Source organism: Robertmurraya kyonggiensis, from assembly GCF_005116465.1.
GTDB classification, from domain to species: domain Bacteria; phylum Bacillota; class Bacilli; order Bacillales; family Cytobacillaceae; genus Robertmurraya; species Robertmurraya kyonggiensis.
The window spans coordinates 317,105-341,357 of record NZ_SWBM01000001.1; the positions used below are offsets into that span (position 1 = coordinate 317,105).

The following is a 24,253-nucleotide window of genomic DNA, read 5'->3' on the forward strand; positions in this document are numbered from 1 at the left end:
TTTTTCAGAAAATATAAAAAGGGGAGGTATACTAGTGAAAAAGTCGAAATATTTTCTACTTTTATCTTTAATGCTAGTAATCAGTTCATTCTTAGCTGCTTGTGGTGGCGGAGATGATGCTGGTAAAGACAAAGAAGGTGCTGATAAGACAGCAGCTGTACAAGAACTTAAAATGTTAGAGTCTACTGCAATTCCATCAATGGATAGCGTAATGGCTCAAGATACTGTAAGTTTTACAACATTAAACAACGTTAACGAAGGTTTATATCGCCTTGATCCAAACCAAGAAGTTGTTGAAGGTGTGGCAGATGGCGAACCTACAATTAGCGAAGATGGAACAGTTTACACTTTTAAATTAAAGGATGCTAAATGGTCTAACGGCGAGCCTGTTACAGCGAACGATTTCGTTTACGCTTGGCAACGTGCAATTGACCCAGAAAACGCATCTCCATACGGTCCATACATGATGGATGGTAAAATCAAAGGTGCAGCTGAAATTACTGCTGCTGCAGCAGAAAAGAAAGAATACGACCTTAACACTTTAGGTGTTAAAGCTGTCGACGATAAGACTCTTGAAGTTACATTAGAAAGACCTATTCCTTATTTCAAATCTTTAATGGCGTTCCCAACGTTCTATCCACAAAACCAAAAGTTTGTTGAAGAACAAGGCGAGAACTTTGGCCTAAAGGCTGAAAATGTATTATACAATGGTCCTTTCGTTCTAACTGAATGGGATGGAAGCACTGATGAAGAATGGGTATATGCTAAAAATACAGAATATTGGGATGCAGACACTGTTAAGCTAGAAAAGCTTACATGGAACGTTCTAAAAGAATCTCAAGCTGCAGCAAACGCATTTGAAACAGGTGAAGTTGATATCACTGGTAAGCTTTCATCTGACGTAGTTCCTCAATATACAGGTGACGAAAGATTACTTAACTGGTTAGAGCCAACAATCTTCTGGTTGAAAATGAACCAAAAGAATAACCCTGCATTGAAAAATGTAAATATTCGTAAAGCAATTGCACAAGCAATTAACAAGCAAGATTTCGTAGATGGTGTATTAGCTAACGGTTCAATCGTTGCTAACTATGCTGTACCAAACGAATTTGTTAAGAATGAAGAAACTGGTGAAGATTTCCGCGCAATCAACGGAAACGAGTTATTACCATACAATGTTGACGAAGCGAAAAAGGCTTGGGAAGCTGGATTAGCTGAACTAGGCACAGATACTGTTGAAGTTAGATACTTAGGTGATGACACTGAGAGTGCTAAGAAAGCAGCAGAATATGTTAAGAACCAATTAGAAACAAATCTTCCTGGAATTAAAGTAACAGTTGAAAGTGTACCATTTAGCGTACGTCTTGACCGTGAAAATGCACAGGATTACGATCTACAGATGGCTGGTTGGGGACCTGACTATTTAGACCCAATGACATTCTCTGATCTTTGGTTAACTGGTGGCGGAAATAACAAGATGGACTACTCTAACGAGAAGTATGACCAACTTGTAAAAGAAGCTCAAACAACTTTAGCTCAATCTCCAGTTGAGCGCTATGAAGCACTTGCTGAAGCTGAAAGAATTCTAATTGAAGAAGATGCAGCGATTGCTCCTTTATATCAACGTTCTTCTAACTTACTTGTAAGTGAAAAAGTTGAAAACTTTACTTACCACTTAGTAGGACCTGAATACAGCTTTAAGTGGACTTCTGTAAAATAATACTTGTTTCATTACAATGATAGACGTTGTAAAAAGAGAGTATATTGTTCATGACAATATACTCTCTTTTCCCTTTGTGAGAGAACTATCAAACTTTTTAGAGATTTTGAAATATTAGGGGGTGCAAAAGATGGCAAAATATTTGACTCAGCGTTTCGTTTACATGGTCATAACTCTATTTCTAATTGCCTCGTTAACATTTTTCCTCATGAAAATTATTCCAGGTACGCCATTTTCGAATGCGAGTAAATTATCAGAAGCACAACTGAGCATTATGATAGATAAATACGGTCTGGATGAACCAGTACCTGTACAATATGCCAACTATTTGTTGAACTTATTAAAAGGTGATTTAGGTGTTTCGTTCCAATTTAATAATGTGGGAGTAACAGACATTATCGTAAACAGTATGGGGCCATCAGCAACACTTGGAGCCCTAGCGATTCTTTTTGGAACTTTCTTTGGAATTATTTTAGGAGTAATATCCGCATTAAAACAAAATACATGGGTGGACTATTCTTCAACGTTTATTGCCGTTTTAGGTAAGTCAATTCCATCTTTCGTTTTTGCTGGATTGCTTCAATATTATGTTGGGGTAAAACTTGGCTGGTTCCCAGTTGCGTTCTGGCGTGGTCCAGAATACATGGTATTACCAACCATTGCGTTAGCAATGTTCCCACTTGCAACAGCTTCTCGTTTTGTAAGAACGGAAATGATTGAAGTAATGGAGTCCGATTATATTACCCTAGCAAAAGCAAAGGGTGCAAGCTGGTTTGAGATTGCGTTCAAGCATGCATTAAGAAACGCACTTATTCCTGTTGTTACGGTATTAGGACCATTAGTAGTTAGCTTGATGACTGGTTCGTTGGTTATTGAAAAAATCTTCGGTATTCCAGGAATCGGGGAGCAATTCGTTAAATCAATTACGATAAATGATTATCCTGTAATTATGGGTACTACGCTTTTATTTGCCGCTTTGTTTGTAGTAGTTATTTTGATCGTCGATCTGCTATATGGAGTCATTGATCCACGAATTCGTTTAGCGGGAGGGAAAAAATGATGTCACAAGAAAAAATAGCTAAAGAAATGTTTCTACCCGCTGAAGTGGATGCTACGAAAAGCGAGGAAATTTCAAAGCCAAGTCTAAATTATTGGCAAGATGCATGGCTACGTGTAAAGAAAAATAAAGGGGCCATTGTAAGTATGGTCATTCTCGTACTTTTAACGATTATGGCACTTGTGGGACCTTTATTAACAAATTATGGAATTGACCAACAAAATATTAAACATAACAATTTGCCACCACGAATTCCTGTTTTGGAAAAAGTAAGTTGGCTTCCATTTGATGGGGATTTAACGCGAAAAAATGGTGATGTTTACAATGCTTACGAGATGAAAAATGTTGATAATTACTATTGGTTAGGTACTGATAGTTTAGGGCGTGACATTTTTACGCGTCTATGGAAAGGTACGCAAGTATCTCTATATATCGCTTTCTTAGCGGCAGCTATTGATATGGTTATCGGTGTTCTTTATGGAGCTATTTCTGGCTTTGTTGGCGGAAAAACCGATAATTTCATGCAACGTATTACTGAAATTCTTGTCGGTATTCCTAACTTAATTGTTGTAATCTTAATGATTATCGTTATGGATCCTGGTATTTTGTCTATTACCATTGCATTAACAATTACCGGATGGGTCGGAATGGCCAGGGTTATCCGTGCTCAAGTACTAAAGCTTAAGAGCCAAGAATATGTATTGGCTGCAAGAACACTAGGACTTTCTAATGGAAAAATCATTAGCAAGCATCTAGTACCAAACTTAGCTGGTGTTATTATTATCAACACAATGTTTACGATACCTAATGCGATCTTCTTTGAAGCATTCTTAAGCTTCATCGGTTTAGGATTACAGCCACCGTTGGCTTCGTTAGGTACGTTAATTGATGATGGATTCAAAGTTTTACAGCTTTATCCTTACCAAATGATTATCCCGGCAATCGTGATAAGCTTAATTATGATTTGCTTTAACATGGTTGCAGACGGATTACGCGATGCATTAGATCCGAAAATGCGTGACTAGAAAAAGGCAGGTGAATTAAAGTGACGAAAATATTAGAAGTAAATGACTTGCATATCTCATTCCACACCTTTTCTGGAGAGGTACAAGCCATTCGTGGAGTAAATTTTGATTTAAATAAAGGGGAAACACTAGCGATTGTTGGTGAATCAGGTTCAGGGAAATCTGTTACATCAAAAGCAATTATGCGTCTTTTACCGGAATCAAACTCAGACATTAAGAATGGGGAAATTCTTTTTGAAGGCAAAGATCTAACAAAGCTTTCAGATAAAAATATGCAAAAGGTACGTGGAAAAGATATTTCGATGATTTTCCAGGATCCAATGACATCTTTGAACCCAACAATGACTGTAGGGAAGCAAATCATTGAACCAATTGTGAAGCATCAAAAGTTAAGTAAAGCAGCTGCAAAAAAGCGTGCGATTGAAATTCTTGAATTAGTTGGAATTGCGAATCCTGAAGAACGTTTCAAACAATATCCACATCAATTCTCAGGTGGTATGAGACAACGTGTTGTTATTGCGATTGCCTTAGCTTGTAATCCTAAGGTGCTGATTGCGGACGAACCAACAACAGCTCTTGATGTAACGATTCAAGCTCAGATCTTAGAGTTAATGAAGGATTTACAAAAGAAGATTGATACTTCGATCATTTTCATTACCCATGACCTTGGGGTTGTTGCGAACGTTGCAGACCGCGTGGCGGTAATGTATGGTGGTAAAATTGTTGAAATCGGAACAGTTGACGAAGTTTTCTACAATCCACAGCATCCATATACATGGGGCTTAATAAGTTCAATGCCAACATTGGATACTGAAGATGAAGAACTTTATGCGATTCCTGGTACACCACCAAATCTACTTCATCCACCTAAAGGAGATGCCTTTGCACCTCGTAACGAATATGCGATGAAGATCGATTTGGAAGAACAGCCACCAATGTTTAAAGTGTCTGATACGCATTATGCTGCGACATGGTTATTACACCCAGATGCACCAAAGGTTGAGCCACCGCCTGCAGTACAAAGACGCCAACGTCAATTCCTTGATATAAAGGAGGGAAAGTAAATGGCGAGCAATGAAAAATTATTGGAAATTAAAAATCTAAAGCAATATTTTAATATTGGGAAACCGAATGAAGTAAAAGCGGTAGATGGTATTTCCTTTGATATATTTAAAGGTGAAACATTAGGCTTAGTTGGAGAATCCGGATGTGGAAAATCCACAACTGGCCGTACGATCATTCGCTTGTATGATGCGACTGATGGTGAGGTAATTTTTAACGGAGTCGATGTTCACGGTAAGAAAAAGAAACAAGAGTTAAAAGAATTCAATCGTAAAATGCAAATGATTTTCCAGGATCCGCAGGCTTCCTTAAATCCGCGTATGAAAGTATCGGATATTATTGCCGAAGGAATCGATATTCATGGACTTGCTAAGACGAAAGAAGAGCGCATGAATCGCGTTGTGGAATTATTAGAAACGGTTGGATTAAATAAAGAGCATGCGAATCGTTATCCTCATGAATTCTCTGGTGGACAAAGACAGCGTATCGGTATTGCCCGTGCACTTGCTGTTGAACCAGAATTTATCATTGCGGATGAGCCAATTTCAGCTCTTGACGTTTCCATTCAGGCTCAGGTTGTAAACCTAATGAAAAAGCTGCAAAAAGAAAAAGGGCTTACGTATTTATTCATCGCTCATGATCTTTCAATGGTGAAATACATCAGTGATCGAATTGGGGTTATGTACTTTGGGAAATTAGTAGAACTTGCACCAGCAGATGAACTATATAATAATCCAATTCACCCATATACTCAGTCTTTATTGTCAGCTATTCCACTACCGGATCCAAATTATGAGCGCAATCGTAAACGTAAATCGTATAATCCGAAGGTTCATAATTATAGTGAAGGCGACAATGTTCAGTTCCGTGAAATCAAGCCTGGCCATTTTGTCCAATGCTCTGAAAAGGAATACGAGCAATACAAAGCACAATACAAATAACAAAAAACGATCTCAAAAACGAGATCGTTTTTCTCTTTTGTGGGGATTATGAGCTAGGGGCTACATTTAGGATGACCAGTTAAGTAAACTACATTTCATTGACAAAATCACCAGAACAGTGTTTTCATGGAATGGATATTCCCAAAACCATGTCTTTCTGAACATTTCATGACCATCCGCCTTAAAAATTCCGTGGATTCAAGAAATAGCTCATAGCTTATGACCATCATTAACGATAATATAATGTTAAATAGATAGATATTTTCCTAACTTTGTATATGAAGTTAGCGGGGAAAAGGGGATAGAAAGCATGTTGTACCGAGTGTTAGGTGTGATTCTTTTATTGGGCGAAATATATCTCGGGGAAAGCTCCATTTTTGCTAAAGAACATGAATACAAAACTTCAGGGGCAATGTCAGTGCGGGAACATGAATCTCTTTTAAGAGAATTACCGAAGCAGTTGAAACGGTTCAAGTTTGAAAGCGGCTACTCCTTTCAATATCCTGACGCGGTTCGAGGTGTCTACGTAACCGGTCATTCGGCAGGTGGTGCGAAATTTGCTCATTTGGTCAAATTAATGGATGAGACCGATTTGAATGCGATGGTTATCGATTTAAAGGATGATTGGGGGAATTTAACCTATATACCGGAGGAATCATCAGCATATAAACAAATAGGAAAACCTTATATAAAGAATCCAGATGAAATGATAAAGACATTGGAGCAAAAACAAATTTATCCTATTGCACGCATTGTTGTGTTTAAAGATTCTGTTCTTGCTAAAAGTAAACCCGAATTATCCTTTAAAGAAGGTACAAATGTTTGGACAAATGGCAGAGGCGAATCCTTTGTGAATCCATTTTTAAAAGAAGTCTGGGACTATAATATTGGAATTGCAATTGAAGCGGCAAAACTAGGGTTTCAGGAAATTCAATTTGATTATGTTCGCTTTCCAGAAGGCTTTGAAACAAGAGATAAGTCATTGATCTATTCGATGGGAGAGTACGAAAAAATGGATATGGATAATGTGCAGAAACGTGTACAAGCGGTAACTGATTTTGTTGCGTATGCAAAAGAGCAGCTAAAACCTTACGAAGTAAAGGTGTCAGTGGACATTTTTGGTTATACAGCAACACTATCAGAAGCACCGGGGATTGGGCAAAACTTCTCAAAAATTAGCAATCACATTGATGTCATTTCCTCAATGATTTATCCAAGCCACTGGACATCGTATTTTGGTATTGGTAAGCCAGATTTAGAACCTTATAAACTAGTGAGTGAGTATGCGAAGGTGGAAAAAAGTATACTGTCAAAGTTAGAAAATCCCCCTATTTCAAGGCCATGGCTGCAAGATTTTACAGCTTCGTGGTTAGGGAAAGGAAACTATAAACAGTACGGTAAACTAGAAGTAGAAGAACAAATCAAAGCATTAAATGATCAAGGTGTTAAGGAATTCTTGATTTGGAATGCCGGTAATAGTTATACGACAAATGTTGATTATACTCCATAAAAACTGAGACAAAATGTCTCAGTTTTTTTTGTATTATTTTTTGAATCCGCCTACATTTTTCCAACCTGTTTGAATTCTCATAGATTTATCAACGAACTCTGAGCGGTTTTTCCCACCAAAAATCTTGGTGCCAATTCCGTGTAACATAACACCCATTAAAGCTGTTATTCCGATAATTAGAATTGCGACAATAGCTAAATCAATTATGTACCCAGCCATGACAAACCCCCTGCTTTCATTTAAGCATTCTAAAAATTTTGAATCCCCTACTTCTATTCTAAAAGAACTTCAACCGTATTAAAAGAAGAATTTCGTTTAAAAAAGTTTAATTCACAGAATAATAGGGAAGGGTAACCATTGAATTTCACGAAGGATGTGAGGGTGGATGCACTGGTACCAAAAATTAAATCAATATTTTCCTGTTGAAGAAATGAAGTCGCAGAAGCATATGGAGACTTTATTGAGGGAGCGTTCTGATATATATCATAAGGATGAAAGTCCACTACATGTTCTGATGTACGCTGAATTTGACTATTTTGTGTTCATTGATTATTTGTTTGTCTCAAAGGATGCGCGTGGTCAAGGACTGGGTCATAAGCTTATTGAAAAATTGAAAAGTAAAGGAAAGCCAATTATTTTGGAAGTTGAGCCTGTGAACTATAAGGATAGTGATACAGAGAAACGTTTGAAATTTTATAAAAGAGAAGGATTTGAACATGCTCAATCGATTGGCTATAGAAGGCGTTCCCTTGCGACAAAAGAAGTAAATGAAATGGAAATTTTGTATTGGGCTCCAAATAATGAAAGTGAAGATGTAATTTATGATGCTATGAAAAAAACATATGAGTCCATCCATACTTATAAAGACAAACAAATTTATGGGGAAAATTATCAACCGGTTGAAGAGGTTCTTACCTTTGAAGCGACCGGAGCTAAGGCTGATGTATTAAAAGATGTATAACCAAAATTTTCTTACATTTTTTCATTTTCATTTTTCAATTGAGAATAAAGTGCTTTGGATTCGAGATTTATTGCGGGTTTCGATGCTTCAGAAAAATATTTTCATTGAAATAGTAAAAAAATGAAACTTTCTTGCGAATGATACGTCTAATATAGAGATTGAAGAAATTTATGTACAAGCAATTAAGACAATCGTTTGATTCCTGAAAAAACTATACCTTTTTAAAAAGAAAAGGTGTATAATGTTTTATATAACTTCTACTTTAAAGTTATTTTAATTTAGAGTATAGATCTAATATAGATTTTTCTATATATGTCGACAATAAAGGAGTGTGAGTAAAAATGGTTACATTATACACTTCACCTAGTTGCACATCTTGCCGTAAAGCAAAAGCTTGGCTTGAAGAGCATGAAATACCTTATAGTGAGCGAAATGTATTTTCTGAACCACTCTCAATTGAAGAGATCAAAGAGATTCTTCGAATGACAGAGGATGGTACTGATGAAATCATTTCAACAAGATCAAAAACTTTTCAAAAGTTAAATGTGAATTTGGAAACAATGCCACTTCCGCATTTACTTGAGCTCATTAAGGACAATCCAGGATTGCTACGTCGCCCAATTATCATTGATGAAAAGCGACTCCAAGTTGGCTACAATGAAGATGAGATCCGTCGTTTTCTTCCAAGAAAAGTGCGTACATTTCAACTTCAAGAAGCTAGGCGTCTTGTTAACTAAAGCATAACCTTCGATCATTTGTATCGAGGGTTTTTTATTTAATCTTAAATAATTGTAGGGAAGAGTAATATTTGATAAGATACTACAAATAGGTTTCAACTGGTTAAATTTTAGTGATCGTATGGGTGATAAAACAGTTGCTTATGCGGTAGAAGCATATTATATCTAACCAGCTTGAAATTGATTAAGTTGTAGCTTATTTGACCACAATTAGGCATATAATGGTTTTTATAAATAGGTTACATTTTATTTCCCTTTATGTTCTTTTTATCATAAAATATAAGTACAAGGTAACAAAACAATTTACTTGCATGTGTACGATTGAAACAAGTGGGTAAAGGGTAACATGTATTCTGCATGGGGGTATTTATTCCCTTCCAATAATGCAAGAAGGGAGAGGTTACTGGATGGAAATCGAACGTATTAATGATAATACTGTTAAGTTTTATATTTCTTATGGTGATATAGAAGAACGCGGGTTTGATCGAGAAGAGATTTGGTACAATCGGGAACGCAGTGAAGAATTGTTCTGGGAAATGATGGATGAAGTTCATCAAGAGGAAGAATTCATGATAGAAGGCCCCCTTTGGATACAAGTTCAAGCTTTGGATAAAGGTCTGGAAGTCCTTGTGACAAAAGCACAAGTGTCAAAGGATGGGCAGAAGTTCGAGCTTCCAATTCCTGAAGATAAGCTGAAGGATTTCTCTGCAGAAGAACGAATTGAAGAGCTTCTTGATCATCATTTTCATACAAAGAATCCTGAGCTTGAAGGTCCGTATGATGGTTCATTGGAATTCCTACTTACCTTTAATGATTTCGAGGATTTAATTGCTCTTTCAAATCGAAATATACTAGATTCTTTAGTAACTAAATTATATTCCTTCGAAGGAAAATATTATTTGTATGTTGAATTTCTTGAAGAAGACTTTGATGAAGATGATATAGATGATAGCTTAAGTATGCTTCTCGAGTATGGTGTGGAGACTCAGGTAACCTTTCATCGAGTAGAAGAGTACGGGAAGGTTATTATTTCTGAAGATGTCTTTGCAGAAGTGAGAAAGTATTTCCAATAATAAATGCCGATTTCAGAGATGAAATCGGTTTTTTAGTGTAACGTGGAGGTAGGTGAAGCCATTTGAAAAATACTGTCAGATTAATATTATATATTGGGGTTTTGTCTGGACTGTATTATTTTTTAAAAGGGTATATTGAAGGTGGTGTATTTGGCTACCTAAGCATCATTACAACACTCTCTGTTATCTTTATAGGTTTTGTCATCTTCCTAGAAAATCGTCATCCGACTCAAACGCTGACATGGTTAATTGTCCTTGGTAGCTTTCCCCTTGTAGGATTTATCTTTTATTTGTTATTCGGTCGAAGTTTTCGAAAGGAAAAGATGTTTCGAAAAAAGTATTTATTTGATAAACAAACCTTTTTAAAAGTTGAAGGGGATGTTGAATACCACAGCATTGAAAGAATTGAAGAAATGGGTGCTGATCAACGGAAGCTCTTTGCGCTGGCTCATAAAGTGGGGAATAGTCCGATTACCTTCCGTACGGAAACAAAAGTATTAATCAATGGGGAAGAGACATTTAGAGAAGTCATTCATGCATTGAAAGAGGCAAACGACCATATCCATCTGGAATATTATATTGTTCGCGATGATAGCCTTGGGGAAAAAATTAAGAATATTTTGATTACGAAAGCACTAGAAGGGGTAAAGGTTCGTTTTTTATATGATGCCGTGGGTTCTTGGAAGCTTTCGAGAAGATACATAAAGGAATTAAAGGCAGCGGGTGTAGAGGTTGTTCCTTTTGGCCCTGTTAAAATCCCAATCCTAAACAATAAGTTCAATTTCCGTAATCATCGTAAAATTATTGTTATCGACGGCAGTATCGGCTTTGTTGGAGGCATCAATATTGGCGATGAGTATTTGGGGAGAAATAAGTATTTTGGACATTGGCGCGATACTCATTTATGGCTAAAGGGAGAAGCTGTTCGTTCTCTTCAGCTGATATTCTTGCAGGATTGGTTCTATATGACGAATGAGAGTCTTTTAACCGTGGAATATCTATCACCAGTCTTGATCGAAAACAATCATGGAGGCGTTCAATTAATCGCAGGTGGGCCGGATAATGAGTGGAGTGTTATTAAGCATATTTTTTTCTCGATGATTACTTCTGCGAAAAAATCAGTCTGGATTGCTTCGCCATATTTTATTCCGGATGAGGATATTCTTAGTGCCATAAGGGTAGCGAGCTTAAGTGGGATTGATGTAAAACTACTTGTGCCGAATAAACCAGACAAGCGGATTGTTTTTCATGCTTCCCGCTCGTATTTCCCTGATCTTCTTGAAGCTGGTGTGAACATTTATCAATACGAAAAAGGATTTATGCATAGTAAAATGATTATCGTAGATGACACGTTAGCTTCGATTGGAACTTCCAATATGGATATGCGTAGCTTTCACTTGAATTTTGAGGTCAATGCCTTTTTATATAATACAAAAAGCACGAAGAAACTTGTGGAAGGTTATTTGCAAGATATTGAGGATTCTACCTTACTTCAAGTGGAGGATTTCAATAAACGTCATTTCGGCTATCGCTTAATAGAATCCTTGTCGAGATTGCTTTCACCTTTTTTATGAATCCTTGGTTGCGACCTAGGGTTCTTTTTTTTGAAATAGAAAAGGAATTAGCCAATTCGAAGAGAATAGATCCAAGAGAAAGGAGAGGTTGCCTTGCTGACAGTAAAATTAAAATCTGGTGAAACGATCTCATTGGCTGAAAAGTATAGTCGGAATCAGTTGGAGGCGATGCGAAAAAAGGAAGAGTTCTATTGTCGGAGTTGCTCGGAAAAAATGATTTTGAAGATAGGGACGCAGCGCATTCCTCATTTTGCTCATGAAAAAGGAAGTGAATGCACAGAATACGACCGGGAATCAGAGTATCATATGTCTGGTAAAATCAAGTTGTTTGAATGGTTGGAAATACAAGGTCTATCTCCGGAAATGGAATGCTATTATCCACCCATTAAACAACGTGCAGATATTGCTTTTACTTATGAAGAAAAGACTTATTGCATCGAATTTCAGTGCTCGACCATCTCAGCAGAGGTTTTTCGAAGGCGTACGGAAGGCTATCGGAAACTATTGCTACACCCGATATGGATTTTAGGTGGTAAAAATATTAATCGCAAACAAACGCACAAACTATCTTTAACCAATTTCCACTATTTATTTTTAAAAGAAACGGCTAACCGCGAAGTGTATCTCCCTGCTTATTGTCCTCAAACGAATCAATTCATCCGCTTGGAAAATCTAATTTCCCTTTCGACAAGGATGGCTTATGCTAGCATTCTTTGTAAGCCTTTAGAAAAATTAACTGTTCAAGACTTAATAGAACCAACGTTAACTCTTTCCCCATCCTTATAATTCTGGAGTAGTGATCTTCTTCGTTTTAAAAATACTCTCATTACTAGTGGTCTAAAGGACCAATTTTTATTCGAGCTTTATTCCCACACACTTCATCCTTATACGCTTCCATCCTATGTTGGTCTTCCGTTGAAGCAAAATTACGCGATTGAAACAGCCTCATTTATTTGGCAGACTTATCTATTCTTAGAGCATTTATATGGCCGAGAGCTTGGCACGATCGTCCGTTTCGAGGATGTGTACAAGACGACATTAAAAAGTCTAAAGGAAAAGCAATTAATTGTGAGAGACTTACCTTGTTTGCATCGAAATCCACTTCCATTTCTGATTCAGGAATATTTAGGAGCATTGTCACAGATCGGCGTGCTAAAAAAGAAGGAAAACAACATATATTTCATTGATAAACAAATCAAGATAGCAAACAATATGGAAGAGCGGCTGAAGGAGGAAGAAAAATTTCGTCAAGAATATTATGAAAATTAGTAGGTCCACAATTGTTAAAACAACCCCCTTAAGATAAAATAATGAAGAGATGATAATTTTTCGAATTTCGAAACAATTGAATGGAGGTATAAGGATGGGAACAGAAACTGCTGTTAAGAAACTCCCAACTAGAAGTGAAATTAAAGTAGAAGATACATGGAGATTAGAAGATATTTTTGCTACCGATGATGAGTGGGAAAAGGAATTTAAAGCAGTAGCGGAATTAATTCCTGGTGTTGCTGCATATCAAGGGAAGTTGGCTGACAGTGCCGATGTACTATATGAAGCTCTGCAAAAGCAGGACCAAATTTTAGAGCGCATCAGCAAGCTTTATACATATGCCCATATGCGTTATGACCAGGATACGACGAATTCCTTTTATCAAGGGATGGATGGCCGTATCAAAGGATTATATTCCCAAGTAGCAAGTGCACTTGCATATGTCGTTCCTGAAATCCTTGCAATCGAAGAGGAAAAAATCAATGGATTTTTAGATACAAAAGAAGAGCTCAAGCTATATAAGCATGCTTTGGATGAAATCAATTTACAGCGCCCACATGTTTTATCCGCTGAACAAGAGGCACTTTTAGCGGAAGCTTCTGAGGTTATGGACGCTTCAAGCAATACATTTGGAATGCTAAACAATGCAGATTTAGAATTCCCAAGCATTAAGGATGAGAATGGGGAAGAAGTAGAAGTGACGCACGGACGTTATATTCGTTTCCTTGAAAGCACAGATGTCCGCGTTCGTAAGGATGCTTTTAAAGCAGTGTATGATACGTATGGAAAATTCAAAAATACATTTTCTAGTACATTAAGTGGTCAAGTCAAAAAGGATAATTTTAACGCGAAAATTCGCAACTATAGTTCTGCGAGACATGCAGCATTAGCGGCTAATAATATTCCTGAGACGGTCTATGAAAACTTAGTGAATACGGTGAATAAGTATTTGCCGCTGCTACATCGCTATGTGAACCTAAGAAAGAAGGTTCTTGGAGTCGACGAGCTTCATATGTATGACTTATTTACTCCGCTTGTGAAGGATGTAAAAATGGAAATTCCATATGACGAAGCGAAGGAAATGATCCTTAAGGGACTTGCTCCACTTGGAGAAGATTATTTGAATGTCCTAAAGGAAGGCTTTGAAAATCGTTGGGTTGATGTTCATGAAAATAAAGGAAAGCGTTCAGGTGCCTATTCTTCTGGTACGTACGGAACAAATCCATACATTCTTATGAACTGGCAGGATAATGTGAACAATCTTTTCACACTTGCTCATGAATTCGGTCATTCTGTTCATAGCTATTACACAAGAAAGACTCAACCTTACGCTTATGGAGATTATTCGATTTTTGTAGCAGAAGTAGCGTCTACTTGTAACGAAAATCTGTTGAATGATTACTTATTAAAGACAATTGATGATGAGCAAAAGAGACTATACTTGCTCAATCATTATTTAGAAGGCTTCAGAGGAACAGTCTTCCGTCAAACAATGTTTGCTGAGTTTGAGCATCTAATTCACCAAAAAGCTCAAAATCATGAAGCTTTAACTGCTGAGTTATTGACAAAAGAATACTATGACTTGAATGTGAAATACTTCGGTAGGGAGAACATGGTGATTGATGAGGAGATCGGTTTAGAGTGGTCTAGAATTCCTCACTTCTACTACAATTATTATGTTTACCAATATGCAACTGGCTTTAGTGCAGCAACTGCCTTAAGCAAGCAAATTATTGACGAAGGTCAGCCGGCTGTTGATCGCTATCTTGAATTCTTAAAATCAGGTAGCTCCGATTATCCGATTGAAGTATTGAAGAAGGCTGGAGTAGATATGACAAGCTCTGAGCCGATTGAAGCGGCATTAAAGGTGTTTGAAGAAAGATTAAATGAGATGGAAAGCTTGTTATCTTAATTTAACGAAGAAAGGCGGTCCTACTTGTGGGACCGCCTTTTTAGATGCTGTTCTTGGGGTTAGACCGATATAATTGAATGAAGACCGATATAATTTTTTAAAGACCGAAATATTCAAAATAAGGACCGATATATTTGATCCAAGAACGATATAACAAAATAAAGACCGATATCCGGCCACGCACACTAAAAAAGTCCTCATCAAAACCCTTTAAATCGGTTTCTATTATTCAAATACCCGATAAAAATTAATAAAGCGATAAATAAAATAGGTGAAGTGATAAAAATCGAAACTAAATGCATGAGTCCGAGCAAATTAAATAGAAAAGCAAATATAATAAACAGAAACATGAGAATCACCGGTACATTTTTCATGAAAACAGCCCCTTTGTCCAAAAGACTCCTTGTCTCGATTATATTCACAAAAGAGATAATCATGTATAAATTGGGTCCTCAGCATTTGTTTTTGACAATATTGTGAAAGAAAGCACAAATTTATTGTCGAATGTTGAAATGCGTGGTATATTTAACTCGTGAAGTTAATCACAAACAAACATACCCCTTTGTTTGACCGTGAAAAATTTCTCCCATCCCCTTTGTTCGTATTTAAATAGGAAAAGGCCGTGCAATCAGAATGGTTTGCACGGCCTTTTCATGTTAACAGGCAATTTTGTATGGCTGTTTATATTGTTACGACACTAAGATTGTGAATTCACATATCTCCAGAATACACCGTATTTCGCTGGGAGTTGCTCTACTACTTGTTTTAATTGGAGCTTCTTCATTTCTTTTTCGACTTCCCCAACAGACATGTTATACACGACTGCAATCTCCTTAGAAGCAACCAAATTAAAATGCTTCAAAAACGCTTCAATAGGAGGGGGATTGGAACGCTCAGGTGTATTTGGAAGCATTTCGAACAAAATCTGCTCATACACTTGGTACGGATAAATCCCTGTAATCTTGATACCTTCATCTTCAATATTTTCGTTGAAAAAGACAAGAGTGGGGATTTCTTGAACTTCCATTTCAGAAGTGATTTTTAAATCACATTGAAATGCCTTTGCTGCACTGTCTGAATGGAGGTCAGATATGAACTCCTCTACATCTAATCCAGCCGCCTTCGCACAATCCTTCAAAATTTCCTGGTTGGAAATATTTTGTTTCCCAAAGAAAAGCTCTTCTTGCAATTTTCTCAAAAAGCGGTTTCCAGCTCTTCTTCCTTGTAGTTCTGCTGCCTTAATGGCTACCGAAACTATATGAGGGGAAGAAACCGGGTTCTCAAACCATAGCGAGCCATCACAGGACATACCCGTACGAGAGGCTGTTTTTTCCCAAAGATCGGCTATGTTCTCGAAATGCTGCTTTGTTGATATATTTAACATCGCCAATTTCCCGCTGATCACATGCTTGATGGAAAAATAACGACCGTATTCAATCTGTAGTTTTTTCAACACAGGTTCAAGGGCCCAACACTCTGGACATAACGGGTCTATGAACATATAAATTTCAATTGGTTTTTTCTCTGAACCGTGACAATGATGAGAAGATGACATTTTATAACTTTTTTCGCTCACAAGCCTTCACCTTTCATGTCTTCCTTTTCAGATGTGTTGATCATATGCTCGGCAGTCAATACAAGTCTTGAGTAAAAATACTCTCTAAGCATTCCGTCAAGTCCGACTTCATCCATGGCTTCATTCATACATGACAGCCAAGCCTTCGCCCGAGTTTCTGTAATTTCAAAAGGCATGTGTCGTGCCCGTAGCATTGGGTGTCCATGCTCCTCCGTATATAAAGAAGGGCCCCCTAAAAATTGCGTCATAAATTGCTTTTGTTTTCGTGCTGTTTCAGAAAGGTCATTTGGGAAAATAGGAACCAAATCTGGATGCTGGCCAACTTTGCTGTAAAAAGCATCGATTAACTGATGTAATTTTTCTTCACCAATTACTTCAAATGGTGTGGACATATTCTCCATAAATGAAAACTCCTTTGTGTTGGCTCTTATCCATAAAAATTGGGACATAAGGTGCCAAATGTACTATCCGCCTTGCGAGTTTCCTTTATTTTATCAATGAGAAAGCAATATCTCAAACAATTGGCTCGAAGATAGAAGAATAGGAAATTTGAGGGAAAAATAATAACCCTATCTGCTAAAGAACAGATAGGGCTATTTCGCTATGCCATCAGATTACTAGTGATTTTTTTTACGTAATTTTGCGTTTCTTTGAAAGGAGGGATGCCTCCGTACTTGTCCACGTTTCCTGGACCTGCGTTATAAGCTGCTAAGGCAAGCTCCACATTGTTATCATATTTATCTAGCATTTGTCTTAAATATTTACTTCCGCCAAAGATGTTTTCCTTGGGGTCAAATACATTGGAAACACCTAAATGCTTCGCTGTTCCTGGCATAAGCTGCATTAGGCCAGATGCACCAGCAGTGCTAGTTGCATTTGCGTTAAAATTGGACTCTTGCTTAATCACGGATTTAATTAAAGAAACAGGTAGGTTGTACTTACTTGCTGCCTCTTCAATCAATGCATCATAATTAGACTTCTCACCTGAAGTAGTTGAGAGCTTCGTTAAGCTAAGAGGTGGAAGGGAAGTTGACATTGGGAACGAGGTAAGTGTTCCAGATGTATCTTCTGTTTCCGTTCCTGTTAATAAAGACTCCTGACTGCTAACAAGGATTTCATTGATCATTTCTTGAAAAAGAGAACTTCCTGTTCCAGTCGAAGTGCTATTAAAATTTTGTAAAGCCTGTAACTGAAGCATTACTTTTAATTGTTCAACATTCATATTACATTCTCCTTGATGGCCTATTTCTGATTGAACTTTGCTTGATAAAACCTACGAATTTTATTTTCAGTCGTTCTTATTGGTATATTTAATTGGCGTAATAGATTTTCAAATATCTCTTTGCCTTTTTGATAGTCATGTACTTCATATTCTAACTCATAATCAAAATGATTTAAATAGGTACTATAATCTAAAACAATTAAACCACCTTGAAAGTCTTGTTCAGCGCGCTCTGTTGACAATGTGCCAAATAGAACCAACTCTTCAAGGGGAATTTGGTGCTCTATTAATCGTTCCTTAACTGGGCCATCAATGATTACGTTGTTTTCTAGCATTTCAGTTGCTTCCTGTTTAGAAATTGCCTGGTTTGTCTCAAGAAGTCCTTCTGGATGAGGTTCTTTTAAAGTTAATTCATAGCGTCCATTTTTAAAACGAATTCGTAAAGCGCATCCAAGCTCCTTTAATGAAAAATTAACTGTATCGAAATAATGGTTATCCTGTTTGATGAACTTGGAGTTGTCTATGTCTAAAAAGCTTTTTAATTGCATAAACTCTGTTTTTGTTAAAAGGTTCTTAAATTCGATTTCGATATTCTGAGACATTCATTTCAATCCTCTCATTTACAATAATCAAATTGTACCTTATTTAAGAAGGTGGGGCTACTTCCTATAAGTGTGAATATATGAGTGTTTTATGGTAAAATGGTGAAGTATGGGAGTTGAAATTATGAGAGAAAAATTATTAGTCATAAAAACAAATACAACAGATAAAAATGATATAGCACTTCTAGTAAATCCTGAAACGAATTTGAGTGAGGTAAAAGCAACTGGCCAAATGCTCGTTGATTCTGACGGTTTATCATTTGTTTATGTACTAGATATAAACGATGAATATACATATCTTGCGATTAAAGAGGACTTTTGGACAGAATTAAAACAAGGAATGGATTCACAGTCAAAAGTCTACTTAAGTAATAGCACAGAACATATTGAACTGGAGAATTTTTTCGAAGAGCTCGAGTATCTCGTAGAAAACATAAAAGGAAACGGCAATTATGGCGAGGAAATGGTTACAAAGGTAGAAGCTCGTTTTTAACTTCTGCTGATCATCCGTCAGAGAGAAAATAGTGCAGCTTGTTCAAGGAACATGCCAGAAAACTTCGGATGAGGTGAAACGAACGTTGAAGAATTGGGACCAGTTTTTAGCACCATATAAGCAAGCGGTTGATGAATTAAAGATTAAATTTAAAGGGATGAGGGGACAATTCGAGTTAGCATCTGATCCTTCGCCTATTGAATTTGTTACAGGTCGGGTCAAGCCGATTGCAAGTATTCTTGATAAAGCAAAGCAAAAAGGAATCCCTTTAAATAAATTGGAATCCGAAATGCAGGACATTGCGGGACTTCGAATGATGTGTCAGTTTGTCGATGACATTGGGCCAGTAGTTGAGCTTCTTCGGAAACGCAATGACTTTGAAATCGTTGAAGAGAGAAACTATATTTCTAATAAAAAGGAAAGCGGATATCGTTCTTACCATGTTGTCATTCGCTATCCTGTTCAAATGGTATCAGGAGAAAAGAAGATCCTTGTGGAAATTCAGATTCGCACATTAGCGATGAATTTTTGGGCAACGATTGAGCATTCATTGAATTATAAATATAAGGGACAGTTTCCAGAGGACATTCAGCTTCGTTTACAAAGGGCAGCGGAAGCAGCCTTCCGATTAGATGAGGAAATGTCATTAATTAGGGGCGAAATTCAAGAAGCACAAGCCTTTTTTACGAGAAAAAAAGAATTACAGCAAGATGAGAACAGCGAACTCACCAATTTAAATGGACACTCAGAATAAATAAAATAGCCGATTAAATAGAGGAGTCAAAATGATGAATTTTGCAATTACTTCAAAAGGGGATTCAAAATCAAATACACTAATGCATAAAATGAGGTCGTACTTACAGGATTTCAATCTTGTATATGATGAAGATAAGCCTGATATTGTCATTTCTGTTGGTGGAGATGGAACGCTTCTTTACGCCTTTCATCGTTATAAAAATCGACTAGATAAAACGGCTTTCGTTGGGGTTCATACAGGGCATTTAGGGTTTTATGCCGATTGGACACCTGAGGAGATCGAGAAGTTAGTGATTGCGATTGCTAAAACCCCGTATCAGGTCGTAGAATACCCACTTCTTGAAGTAATTGTTCGCTATTCACATGGGGGAAAGGAAAGCCGTTATTTAGCCTTGAATGAATCTACTGTAAAAAGTGTAGATGCAACCCTTGTGATGGATGTTGAAATAAGAGGCCAGCTGTTCGAACGTTTTCGTGGGGATGGCTTATGTTTATCCACTCCATCAGGTAGTACGGCTTATAATAAAGCGTTGGGCGGAGCGATTCTTCACCCATCGATCCCAGCTATTCAACTAGCTGAAATGGCTTCAATCAATAACCGTGTATTCCGGACAGTTGGTTCGCCATTGGTCTTACCAGCTCATCACACTTGTATGCTGAAGCCAGTTAACAATCCTGATTTTCAGATGACGGTTGACCATTTAACCTTACTCCATAAGGATGTAAAGTCTATTCAATTTCGAGTGGCAGACGAGAAAATTCGTTTTGCAAGGTTCAGACCATTTCCGTTTTGGAAAAGGGTTCGTGATTCATTTATTTCTGACTAACACGAGTAAGGGAGTATGTAGATTGTCTAAATTTACATTAGAGTGGAAAATTCAAAGGGCTGATGCCGGCAAACTCATACGAGCTTTTTTGAAGGAACAGGAAATTTCAAAGGCAGCCCTAACAGATATTAAATTTTCTGGTGGCACTATTAAGCTTAATGGGGAAGATGTTACAGTTCGAAAACCATTGAGTGAAGGGGACATACTCCTCGTTGAGTTCCCACCGGAATCAATAAGTGAATCGATGGAGGGGGAAAATATCCCCCTTCATATTTTATATGAGGATGATAATGTTATCGTCGTTAATAAGCCCGCTGGAATGAGCACAATTCCATCTCGTGAACATCCAAGCGGAAGCTTAGCTAATGCCATTATTGGGTACTACAAGAAAATAGAATTAGAAACAACCGTTCATATTGTGACGAGATTAGATCGAGACACTTCTGGACTTGTACTGATTGCGAAGCATCGCCATATCCATCATTTGATGAGTAAGCAGCAAAAAGAAGGCACTTTAAAACGGAATTATGAGGCATTAGCCGAAGGGATTTTTTTCGAAACAAAAGGTACGATCGAAAAAAACATTGGGAGAAAAAGTGACAGCATCATTGAAAGAGAAGTGCAAGATGGTGGACAATATGCTTGTACGCATTTTGAGGTCCTCAAACAATATTCTACATTTGCCCATGTGAAGCTTCAATTAGAAACAGGCAGAACACATCAAATACGAGTGCATCTATCATATATTGGTCATCCATTATTAGGGGATGACTTGTATGGAGGGGAAACTTCACGTATAAAAAGGCAAGCTCTTCACTGTTCAAAGCTTACCTTTAACCATCCGATTGAAATGCGTGAGTTCAGTTTTGAGATCGAGTTGGCTGATGATATGAGAGAATTACTATAAAATCTCTTTGAATTTTTCTGCCACAAAAGGCATGGTTGATGCAATAGAGACCAATGTCATTTCTGGATACTGGAGAGCTGTCAATTTGCCACCAAAGACAGCCCCAGTATCGATATTGTATGTATTGTTGATTACTCTTGGCTCTTTTACAGGTGTATGACCGTAAACAATGGTTCTGTTTCCTTTGTAGTGTTTCGCCCAATCACGTCGTACCGGAGAGCCATCTGGGTGCTTTTCTCCCGTAATGTCTCCGTACAGGACAAATGTTTTTACCTTTGAATTTTCCTTTCCAATATACTCCTCTCGAATACCTGCATGTGCAATGACCAGATTTCCATTATCTAGTACTTGGTGCAAAGGGTTCTGCTCATATAATTCGATAAACATCTCTTTTATTTGCTTTTGTTTCTTTGAGGTAAGTGCTTCATATTCTGCCACAGTTGTTTCTAACCCATGTGTTACCTGAACTTTGTTCCCTAAGAAATAGCGATAAAGTTTGTTACAGTGGTTGCCAGGTGTATAAAGAGCCAGTTTCTCTTTTATCACGAGCCTCCAAACGACTTCAATGACTTTAAGTGACTCTGGTCCCCGATCGGTTAAATCTCCGACAAAAGCAAGTCGCCGACCTTGAGGGTGAATAGGGATACCACGTGACCAATCATAATTTAGCCTTTTTGTTAATTCTTGAAATTCATCAAAACAACCATGAATATCTCCAATAATATCAAGTTTCATCTGGGACTCCTTTGTTAAGTACAATTTAAAAAATCTAGCTACCGTAGGCGCCTTCCGCTTTTCTTATTATATCCAACCTTATTGTTTGCATCATGAGTAGGAGCTTTAGTAGGATAAATAATTATGGATCCCTTTGTGAGATTGTTGTTAAAATCCTAAAGCCGATTTTAACGTAGAAATAGCTTATTCATGCTTCTTAACAGATTTGCAAGCTCTTTTCTCATTGTTAAGGCTAGATATATTTGAAAGCATTGCTTAACTCTTTTAATTTTTGGTATCAAAAACAACTAAGTTTGAGAAAAGAGCTGTAATTATATAACTTGATGAAAAAATAGATTTTCATTCTGGTTGATAAAGGAGGAGTTGGAAATGGAAGAACATGGTGCCTCCGTTGCATCTTTAGTTATTGTGATCATCATCGCATTTTTAACACCGATCTTACTTCACCGTTTCAAGCTCAACTTTATTCCCGTTGTCGTAGCAGAAATATTAATGGGACTAATCATTGGAAAAAGTGGCTTTAATCTCGTTCACGAGGATATGTGGTTAGAGACACTCTCAACCTTAGGATTTATCTTTCTGATGTTCTTGAGTGGTTTGGAGATCGATTTTTCTGCTTTTACGAGTAATAAGAATAAGAAAAAAGAAAAGCTACCGAATGGAAAAGATGAACCGAATGGCTTTTTTGTCGCCTCTGTTGTCTTTATTGGCATTTTTATCGTGTCTTATGGCTTATCGTATCTATTTGTCCTCGCAGGTTTCATTGATAATGCATTTTTGATGACATTAATCATTTCGACAATCTCATTAGGAGTAGTCGTTCCAACTTTAAAAGAAGCTCATTTAATGAAAACGAATATTGGGCAAATCATTTTGCTTGTCGCGGTTATTGCCGATTTAGTAACAATGATCCTACTAGCCGTTTTCGTATCTCTTTATGATGGTGGACAAGGAAATACATGGCTTTTACTGATTCTCTTTGGGGCCGGACTTATTTTGTACTTTGTAGGCCGTAGATTTAAAGGGAATAAGCTAATTGAAAATATGTCTACTGGCACCATCCAAATCGGAACACGTGCTGTATTTACCTTAATTATTTTGTTAGTAGGTATTTCCGAAACTGTTGGAGCAGAGAATATCCTAGGCGCTTTTTTAGCAGGGGTGTTGGTATCTCTCTTGGCACCTGACCAGGAGCTTGTTCATAAGCTTGATTCCTTTGGCTATGGCTTCTTAATTCCGATCTTCTTCGTCATGGTCGGTGTCGATTTAGATATTTGGCGATTATTTGGTGACCCGAAGATGCTGATGTTAATCCCGCTTCTTCTCATTGCCTTACTGGTGTCAAAGCTCATTCCAATCGCTGTTTTAAAAGCTTGGTATGATACAAAAACAGTGATAGCATCAGGATTTCTTTTAACCTCAACATTATCCCTTGTAATTGCTGCTGCAACAATTGGAGAGCGGATGGGTGTTCTCACTACAGAAATGAGTGGAACTCTAATTCTAGTAGCAGTTATTACATGTGTGATTACACCAATCGTCTTTAAAAATCTTTTACCACGAGAAAGAGTGGAAGCTAAACAGCTAAAAGTAGCTTTTATAGGAGCAAACCAGCTAACCTTGCCGATTTCCCGTGAATTAAAGTCTTCCTTGTATGAAACTACGTTGTATCACACGAAACAATCGAAGGAAGAGGGAGCGCAAATCGCCGATTCTTTATTCGAAATTCAGGAAATTGAGCAATTTTCAATCGACGCATTGGAAGATACAGATGTGTTCTCTGCAGATGTAGTAGTTGTTACGACTGGTGATGATGAAATCAATGCAACACTTGCGATTGCCATCAAGGAAAAGGGTGTCGAGCGTGTTATTGTCCGAATTGAAAGTCCGGACTTAGAGGAAGGCTTAAGAGAAGAAGGTGTTGAGGTGTATTCGGTATATAATTCATCGAAAGCACTTCTACGGGCTTTAATAGAATCTCCACGCGTGATGAGCATTCTGACAAACCAAGAGACAGCACTTTACGAAATCCGTCTGTTGAATGACCAATTTGATGGTATGTCGATCAGAAGATTTCCTTTTACAGGGGATATCATCTTTGTACGTATTTTCCGTGGCAAGGATTCGATTGTCCCACACGGTGACACAGAGCTTCAACTGAATGACCGGTTAATTGTGACTGGTACAAAAGAGTATGTGGATGAACTAAAACGTGAACTAGAGTTTTGTGAATGGTGCTAGAGAACTCTTGTTAAAGGTGGACTTTGTGATTTATTACGTTGAAAAATAGGCGG

Annotated in this window: 24 protein-coding genes and 1 pseudogene; 18 read left to right on the forward strand and 7 right to left on the reverse strand. The window is 37.4% G+C overall.

The genetic code is table 11. The features are described 5' to 3' along the window. Positions 1 to 34 precede the first annotated feature (34 nt). The 6 genes from FA727_RS01640 to FA727_RS01665 all read left to right on the forward strand — a co-directional run bounded on the left by FA727_RS01640 (position 35) and on the right by FA727_RS01665 (position 7,315). Positions 35 to 1,720, forward strand: coding sequence for a peptide ABC transporter substrate-binding protein (locus FA727_RS01640; RefSeq protein WP_136828999.1), 1,686 nt, complete (start codon positions 35 to 37; stop codon positions 1,718 to 1,720). A 130-nt stretch (positions 1,721 to 1,850) separates the two neighbouring features. Continuing rightward, positions 1,851 to 2,780: an oligopeptide ABC transporter permease gene (gene opp3b, locus FA727_RS01645; RefSeq protein ID WP_136829000.1), complete on the forward strand. Its 930-nt coding sequence runs from the start codon at positions 1,851 to 1,853 to the stop codon at positions 2,778 to 2,780. Further along, the gene (gene opp3C / locus FA727_RS01650; protein ID WP_136830987.1) at positions 2,780 to 3,802 is read left to right on the forward strand and encodes an oligopeptide ABC transporter permease; all 1,023 of its coding nucleotides are present in this window, start codon (positions 2,780 to 2,782) and stop codon (positions 3,800 to 3,802) included. Before opp3b ends, opp3C begins: the two co-directional genes overlap by 1 nt. A gap of 20 nt (positions 3,803 to 3,822) precedes the next feature. Further along, positions 3,823 to 4,866 carry an ABC transporter ATP-binding protein gene (locus tag FA727_RS01655; RefSeq protein ID WP_136829001.1) on the forward strand — a complete coding sequence of 348 codons (1,044 nt, stop codon included), beginning with the start codon at positions 3,823 to 3,825 and terminating at the stop codon, positions 4,864 to 4,866. Continuing rightward, positions 4,867 to 5,805, forward strand: a complete 939-nt coding sequence (locus FA727_RS01660; RefSeq protein ID WP_136829002.1) for an ABC transporter ATP-binding protein — start codon at positions 4,867 to 4,869, stop codon at positions 5,803 to 5,805. A gap of 310 nt (positions 5,806 to 6,115) precedes the next feature. Continuing rightward, positions 6,116 to 7,315, forward strand: a complete 1,200-nt coding sequence (locus tag FA727_RS01665; RefSeq protein ID WP_136829003.1) for a putative glycoside hydrolase — start codon at positions 6,116 to 6,118, stop codon at positions 7,313 to 7,315. Between the two features lie 33 nt (positions 7,316 to 7,348). Here FA727_RS01665 and FA727_RS01670 read toward each other — a convergent pair whose 3' ends face one another. Then, complete coding sequence (locus FA727_RS01670; protein ID WP_136829004.1) at positions 7,349 to 7,534, reverse strand: hypothetical protein; 186 nt, start codon at positions 7,532 to 7,534, stop codon at positions 7,349 to 7,351. Positions 7,535 to 7,700: 166 nt separating this feature from the next. On the opposite strand from FA727_RS01670, the gene FA727_RS01675 reads away from it, so the two are divergent. The 7 genes and pseudogenes from FA727_RS01675 (at position 7,701) to pepF (ending at position 14,841) form a co-directional block, all read left to right on the forward strand. Beyond that, on the forward strand, positions 7,701 to 8,276 hold the full coding sequence (locus tag FA727_RS01675; RefSeq protein WP_136829005.1) for a GNAT family N-acetyltransferase: 576 nt from the start codon (positions 7,701 to 7,703) through the stop codon (positions 8,274 to 8,276). 341 nt (positions 8,277 to 8,617) lie between these two features. Beyond that, entirely contained in the window at positions 8,618 to 9,013 is a 396-nt protein-coding gene (gene spxA / locus FA727_RS01680; protein WP_126409423.1) for a transcriptional regulator SpxA, read from the forward strand. A 407-nt stretch (positions 9,014 to 9,420) separates the two neighbouring features. Next, the gene (mecA, locus tag FA727_RS01685) at positions 9,421 to 10,086 is read left to right on the forward strand and encodes an adaptor protein MecA (RefSeq protein WP_136829006.1); all 666 of its coding nucleotides are present in this window, start codon (positions 9,421 to 9,423) and stop codon (positions 10,084 to 10,086) included. Positions 10,087 to 10,148: 62 nt separating this feature from the next. Beyond that, positions 10,149 to 11,660: a cardiolipin synthase gene (cls, locus tag FA727_RS01690; RefSeq protein WP_136829007.1), complete on the forward strand. Its 1,512-nt coding sequence runs from the start codon at positions 10,149 to 10,151 to the stop codon at positions 11,658 to 11,660. A 93-nt stretch (positions 11,661 to 11,753) separates the two neighbouring features. Next, on the forward strand, positions 11,754 to 12,446 hold the full coding sequence (locus FA727_RS01695) for a competence protein CoiA (protein ID WP_158318779.1): 693 nt from the start codon (positions 11,754 to 11,756) through the stop codon (positions 12,444 to 12,446). Between the two features lie 33 nt (positions 12,447 to 12,479). Then, positions 12,480 to 12,929 (forward strand): annotated as a pseudogene (locus tag FA727_RS01700) (V-type ATP synthase subunit E family protein); the annotation flags it as partial. A 94-nt stretch (positions 12,930 to 13,023) separates the two neighbouring features. Beyond that, positions 13,024 to 14,841 (forward strand): oligoendopeptidase F, encoded by a 1,818-nt coding sequence (gene pepF / locus FA727_RS01705; RefSeq protein ID WP_136829010.1) that lies wholly within the window; start codon positions 13,024 to 13,026, stop codon positions 14,839 to 14,841. A gap of 200 nt (positions 14,842 to 15,041) precedes the next feature. Here the strand turns inward: pepF and FA727_RS24310 are convergent, their stop codons facing one another. From FA727_RS24310 to FA727_RS01725, 5 genes are all read right to left on the reverse strand, one after another. Further along, positions 15,042 to 15,215: a hypothetical protein gene (locus tag FA727_RS24310; RefSeq protein WP_170209227.1), complete on the reverse strand. Its 174-nt coding sequence runs from the start codon at positions 15,213 to 15,215 to the stop codon at positions 15,042 to 15,044. A 323-nt stretch (positions 15,216 to 15,538) separates the two neighbouring features. After that, entirely contained in the window at positions 15,539 to 16,396 is an 858-nt protein-coding gene (locus FA727_RS01710) for a ClpXP adapter SpxH family protein (RefSeq protein WP_136830988.1), read from the reverse strand. A 17-nt stretch (positions 16,397 to 16,413) separates the two neighbouring features. Continuing rightward, the gene (locus tag FA727_RS01715; protein WP_136829011.1) at positions 16,414 to 16,818 is read right to left on the reverse strand and encodes a globin domain-containing protein; all 405 of its coding nucleotides are present in this window, start codon (positions 16,816 to 16,818) and stop codon (positions 16,414 to 16,416) included. A gap of 200 nt (positions 16,819 to 17,018) precedes the next feature. Continuing rightward, entirely contained in the window at positions 17,019 to 17,639 is a 621-nt protein-coding gene (locus FA727_RS01720; RefSeq protein ID WP_136829012.1) for a lytic transglycosylase domain-containing protein, read from the reverse strand. A 20-nt stretch (positions 17,640 to 17,659) separates the two neighbouring features. Beyond that, a complete protein-coding gene (locus FA727_RS01725) occupies positions 17,660 to 18,241 on the reverse strand; it encodes a CYTH domain-containing protein (protein ID WP_136829013.1) in 582 nt (193 codons plus the stop codon). A 124-nt stretch (positions 18,242 to 18,365) separates the two neighbouring features. Between FA727_RS01725 and FA727_RS01730 the strand changes: the two genes are divergently transcribed. The 4 genes from FA727_RS01730 to FA727_RS01745 all read left to right on the forward strand — a co-directional run bounded on the left by FA727_RS01730 (position 18,366) and on the right by FA727_RS01745 (position 21,224). Then, entirely contained in the window at positions 18,366 to 18,734 is a 369-nt protein-coding gene (locus tag FA727_RS01730; RefSeq protein WP_136829014.1) for a UPF0738 family protein, read from the forward strand. A gap of 85 nt (positions 18,735 to 18,819) precedes the next feature. Beyond that, a complete protein-coding gene (gene yjbM / locus FA727_RS01735; RefSeq protein WP_136829015.1) occupies positions 18,820 to 19,488 on the forward strand; it encodes a GTP diphosphokinase in 669 nt (222 codons plus the stop codon). 34 nt (positions 19,489 to 19,522) lie between these two features. Further along, entirely contained in the window at positions 19,523 to 20,317 is a 795-nt protein-coding gene (locus FA727_RS01740) for an NAD kinase (RefSeq protein WP_136829016.1), read from the forward strand. Between the two features lie 22 nt (positions 20,318 to 20,339). After that, complete coding sequence (locus tag FA727_RS01745) at positions 20,340 to 21,224, forward strand: RluA family pseudouridine synthase (protein ID WP_136829017.1); 885 nt, start codon at positions 20,340 to 20,342, stop codon at positions 21,222 to 21,224. Here the strand turns inward: FA727_RS01745 and prpE are convergent. Next, complete coding sequence (prpE, locus tag FA727_RS01750) at positions 21,219 to 21,959, reverse strand: bis(5'-nucleosyl)-tetraphosphatase PrpE (protein ID WP_136829018.1); 741 nt, start codon at positions 21,957 to 21,959, stop codon at positions 21,219 to 21,221. The two genes, FA727_RS01745 and prpE, sit on opposite strands and share 6 nt — an antisense overlap. 369 nt (positions 21,960 to 22,328) lie before the next feature. Here prpE and FA727_RS01755 point away from each other — a divergent pair, with 369 nt between their 5' ends. Beyond that, positions 22,329 to 24,200 (forward strand): monovalent cation:proton antiporter family protein, encoded by a 1,872-nt coding sequence (locus FA727_RS01755; RefSeq protein ID WP_136829019.1) that lies wholly within the window; start codon positions 22,329 to 22,331, stop codon positions 24,198 to 24,200. The last annotated feature ends 53 nt before the right edge of the window (positions 24,201 to 24,253 follow it).